This is a genomic window from Profundibacter sp., assembly GCF_056498605.1.
The window spans coordinates 1-4,016 of the sequence record NZ_JBSMEZ010000119.1 but is presented as its reverse complement, the minus strand read 5'-3'; the positions used below and the strand labels follow the sequence as shown (position 1 = coordinate 4,016).

At 58.9% G+C, this 4,016-nt stretch carries 4 protein-coding genes; 3 read left to right on the top strand and 1 reads right to left on the bottom strand.

Annotation, left to right across the window (positions count from 1 at the left end):
• Window positions 1-658: amidohydrolase family protein (locus tag ACWB12_RS12385; protein ID WP_479530397.1), on the top strand; the 658-nt coding region annotated here is incomplete at its 5' end.
• Window positions 659-786: 128 nt separating this feature from the next.
• Here ACWB12_RS12385 and guaD read toward each other — a convergent pair.
• Window positions 787-2,079 (bottom strand): guanine deaminase, encoded by a 1,293-nt coding sequence (gene guaD / locus ACWB12_RS12380; protein WP_479530396.1) that lies wholly within the window; start codon window positions 2,077-2,079, stop codon window positions 787-789.
• Window positions 2,080-2,201: 122 nt separating this feature from the next.
• Here guaD and mgtE point away from each other — a divergent pair, with 122 nt between their 5' ends.
• Entirely contained in the window at window positions 2,202-3,584 is a 1,383-nt protein-coding gene (gene mgtE / locus ACWB12_RS12375; protein ID WP_479530395.1) for a magnesium transporter, read from the top strand.
• Window positions 3,581-4,016, top strand: a 436-nt coding sequence (locus ACWB12_RS12370) for a 5-formyltetrahydrofolate cyclo-ligase (RefSeq protein WP_479530394.1), incomplete at its 3' end; no start/stop codon positions are given. The genes mgtE and ACWB12_RS12370, both read left to right, overlap by 4 nt.

The following is a 4,016-nucleotide window of genomic DNA, read 5'->3' as shown; positions in this document are numbered from 1 at the left end:
GCACACCCATCTGGCGGAAAACGACGAGGATATCGCTTATAGTCTGGAAAAATTCGGCTGCCGTCCGGGGCAATACGCCGAAGATCTGGGCTGGACTGGCGATGATGTATGGCACGCCCACTGCGTGAAGTTGGATGGTCAAGAGATTGATCTGTTTGCAAAATCCGGCACAGGTGTTGCCCATTGTCCTTGTTCCAATTGCCGCCTTGGCTCCGGTATTGCCCCCGTGCGTTTGATGCGGGACGCGGGGGTGAATGTGGCGCTGGGCGTGGATGGATCGGCCAGCAATGACGCCGGAAATCTGGTGGCCGAGGCGCGGCAGGTCATGCTGCTGCAACGGGTTCAAAACGGGGCCGACGCGATGAGCGCACGTGAGGCATTGGAGATCGCCACACGCGGCGGGGCTGCCGTGTTGGGCCGTGATGATTGCGGGCAATTGGCGGTGGGCAAGCGGGCGGATGTGGCAGTTTGGGATGTCGGCGGGATTGAAAGTGCAGGCAGTTGGGATCCGGCGGCATTGTTGCTGGCGGGGCCGACAAAGGTGCGCGATCTGTTTGTCGAGGGGCGCCAAGTGGTGCGTGACGGGCAGATGGTGACGATAGATTTGCCACGGGTGATCGAGCGGCAGAACCATTTGGCGAAACGGCTGATGGGGTGAGTTTTCAACTCGAGAATACACGATATGAAAACCATATGAATCGCATATGAATTCCATATGACTCTTTGCGACTGCAAAAAGAGATTCTATGCGCTACATGCGGCAGGTATTTTCAGCAAGAAGAAGGACTAGGGGCGGGGTGCGCCGTTGATCCATGTTGCCGTTATCGCGCGGTCGTCGCCCATCATGATGGTTGGGAACAGCGATTGCCAAATGTCTTCGGCGCGAGATTCGCGCAGGGCGATTGCTGCGGTTGAGGCGAGGTTCAGAACCACCAGATCGGCCTCGTGACCGACCGCAAGATTGCCTACTTTGTCTTCCATATGCAGGGCGCGGGCGGACCCAACGGTGGCCAGCCAGTAGAGCTGTGCGGGGTGCAGCGAGGTGCCAGTGAGCTGGCCGATCTCATAGGCCGCGGCCATGGTGCGCAGCATCGAAAAGGACGAGCCGCCGCCGGTGTCTGTGGCCAGTCCAATGCGATGGCCCGCCGCCATCAACCCACCCATGTCAAACAGGCCCGACCCGATAAAGGTGTTCGAGGTGGGGCAATGGATCAGGGCTGCGTTGACTTCTCGCAGACGGCTCTTTTCACGTGGCGTCAGGTGGATGGCGTGGCCGAACATGGCGCGGTCCCCCAACAGGCCGAATTGTTCGTAGGTGTCCAGATAATCGCGGGCATCGGGGAACAATTCGGCGACCCATTCGATTTCGTCTAGTTGTTCGGACAGGTGGGTTTGCATCAGGCAATCGGGGTGCTTGGCCCACAATGCACCTAATGCTTCGAGTTGTTCGGGGGTTGAAGTTGGCGAGAAGCGCGGGGTGATGGCGTAAGCAGCCCGCCCGCGACCGTGCCATTTTTCCAGCAGGGCGCGGCTATCGTCATAGGCGGATTTGGCGGTGTCGCGAAGCCCGTCCGGTGCGTTGCGGTCCATACAGGTTTTGCCAGCTATGATGCGCTGGTTGCGGGCCTCGGCGGCGGTGAACAGCGCGTCAACGCTGGCGGGGTGGATGGTGCAGAAACTGGCAATGGTGGTGGTGCCGTTGGCGGCTGTCAGGTCTAGGTAACGCGCGGCGATTTCGGTGGCATAGGCGGGGTCACCAAAGCGGGTTTCTTCGGGGAATGTATAGGTGTTGAGCCAGTCAATCAACCGCTTGCCCCAACTGGCGATGATTGCGGTTTGTGGGTAATGCGCGTGGGCATCGACAAATCCGGCTGTGATCAGGCCATCGCCATAATCGGTGACCGGGACCTGTGGATGGGCGGCGCGCAGGCTGTCAGCGGGGCCAGTGGCGCTGATTTTGCCATCTTCGATCAGGACCGCGCCGCGCCGCTCGTAAGTGGTGGCGTCGCCAATGGGCGCGTGAAACGGATCACTAAGAAATGATAGGGTTTGACCCAGTAACAGTTGCGCGTTTTGCATTGGCTCTCTCGATCATTCAACACCCCAGACTAGACACTGGGGCGTATTGTGAAAAGCCCTCTTTTTGCTGTTGTTAATCGACGGGACTGGTTATGAATGGCGCAATCATCAGGAGATAAGCCATGAGTGATGCAACACAAGAAACCCGCGGTGGTGGCGAGCATGACTTCATTCTGGATAACCAGCTTATTGATGAAATCCTAGAGGCGATTAATAGTGAAGATGCGTTGACCCTGACGCATTTGCTCGAGCCTCTCCATTCCGCCGACATTGCCGATTTTCTGGAGCAAATCAGCGGCTCGCAGCGCCGAGCCTTATTGCGGTTGTGGAAAGGTGGGATGGAAGGCGACATCCTGTCCGAGCTGGACGAAGGACTGCGCGAAGAGGTGATCGACAGCCTTGCGCCCGAGGAGTTGGCCGAGGTCGTGCGCGATCTGGAAACCGACGATGTGGTCGATCTGCTGGAGGATATGAACGCGCCTCAGCAGGGTGAAATTCTTGAGGTGCTGGAAGATGCCGACCGGGTGGCGGTCGAGCAGGCGCTGACCTACCCCGAGGATTCGGCGGGTCGTTTGATGCAGCGCGAACTGGTGGTCGCGCCCGAGCATTGGATGGTCGGTGAAGCGATTGATTATCTGCGCGAGCAAAAGGATTTGCCAGAGCAGTTTTATCATATGATTCTGGTTGACCCCAAAATGCACCCGACGGGCTATGTGACGTTGGGCAAGCTGCTGAGCAACCCGCGGGAGATGAAGTTACAGGATATTGTCGAGGATGGTTTTCGCACCATTTCGGTCAATCAGGACGAAGAGGATGTGGCCTACGCGTTCAACCAGTATCATCTGATTTCCGCGCCCGTGGTGGACGAGGACGAGCGGTTGGTCGGGGTGATCACCATTGATGATGCGATGGTGGTTCTGGACGAGGAACACGAGGAAGACATCATGCGGCTGGCGGGTGTTGGCGAAGGCAGCCTGACAGATCGGGTGATCGGCACGGTCAAGCGGCGGTTTCCGTGGTTGTTTGTCAATCTGGTGACGGCGATTTTGGCGTCATTGGTGATTGCCCAGTTCGCGGACACCATAGCGACCTTCGTGGCCTTGGCGGTGTTGATGCCGATTGTGGCCTCGATGGGCGGCAATGCGGGCACCCAGAGCCTGACCGTGGCGGTGCGTGCGATTGCGACCAAGGATTTAACCAGCGCCAACGTGTGGCGGGTGATCCGGCGCGAGGCGTTGGTGGGGTTGGTTAATGGCGCGGTATTTGCGGCGGTGATGGGGCTGGTCGGGGTATTCTGGTTTGGCATTCCGATGCTGGGCGTGGTGATCGCGGTTGCGATGGTTTTGAACCTGTTTATTGCGGGGTTGGCGGGGGTTGTGATCCCTGTCTGGCTGGAAAAACTGGGGATTGATCCAGCACTGGCGTCGGGTGCGTTTGTGACCACGGTGACGGATGTGGTTGGGTTTTTTGCCTTTCTGGGGCTGGCGGCGGTGATGTTATTATGAGCGATTTATCTGTGCTGAAAGACGTGGCGCGCAAGGCGGGATATGCGCGGCGCAAGGTGGCGCATGCGGCGGTGCATGGCGAGATCGCGGCGGCGCGGTTGCTGGAGTTTCTGGAACCGCATGCGGGGCAAACGATATCGGGCTATATGCCGATCCGGACCGAGATTGACCCGCTAGGCGTAATGGCAAAGATGGCGATGAGCGGGTTCGTGACTGTGCCGATTATCAAAGCGGCGGGGCTGCCGTTGAAATTTCGGGAGTGGGCACCGGATGTTGAAATGGTGGAGGGCCCGTTTGGGGCCAGGGTTCCGGCATCGGGCGCGTGGTTGGAGCCAGAGGTGTTGATTGTGCCGCTGATCGCGTTTGACCGGAGCGGTGGGCGGCTGGGGTATGGTGGCGGGTTTTATGACCGGACGCTCGAGATGTTGCGGG

Excerpts from the sequence above, each read along its gene's own strand:
- guaD (WP_479530396.1), bottom strand. The coding sequence starts at position 2,079 with ATGCAAAACGCGCAACTGTTACTGGGTCAAACCCTATCATTTCTTAGT.
- mgtE (WP_479530395.1), top strand. The coding sequence starts at position 2,202 with ATGAGTGATGCAACACAAGAAACCCGCGGTGGTGGCGAGCATGACTTC.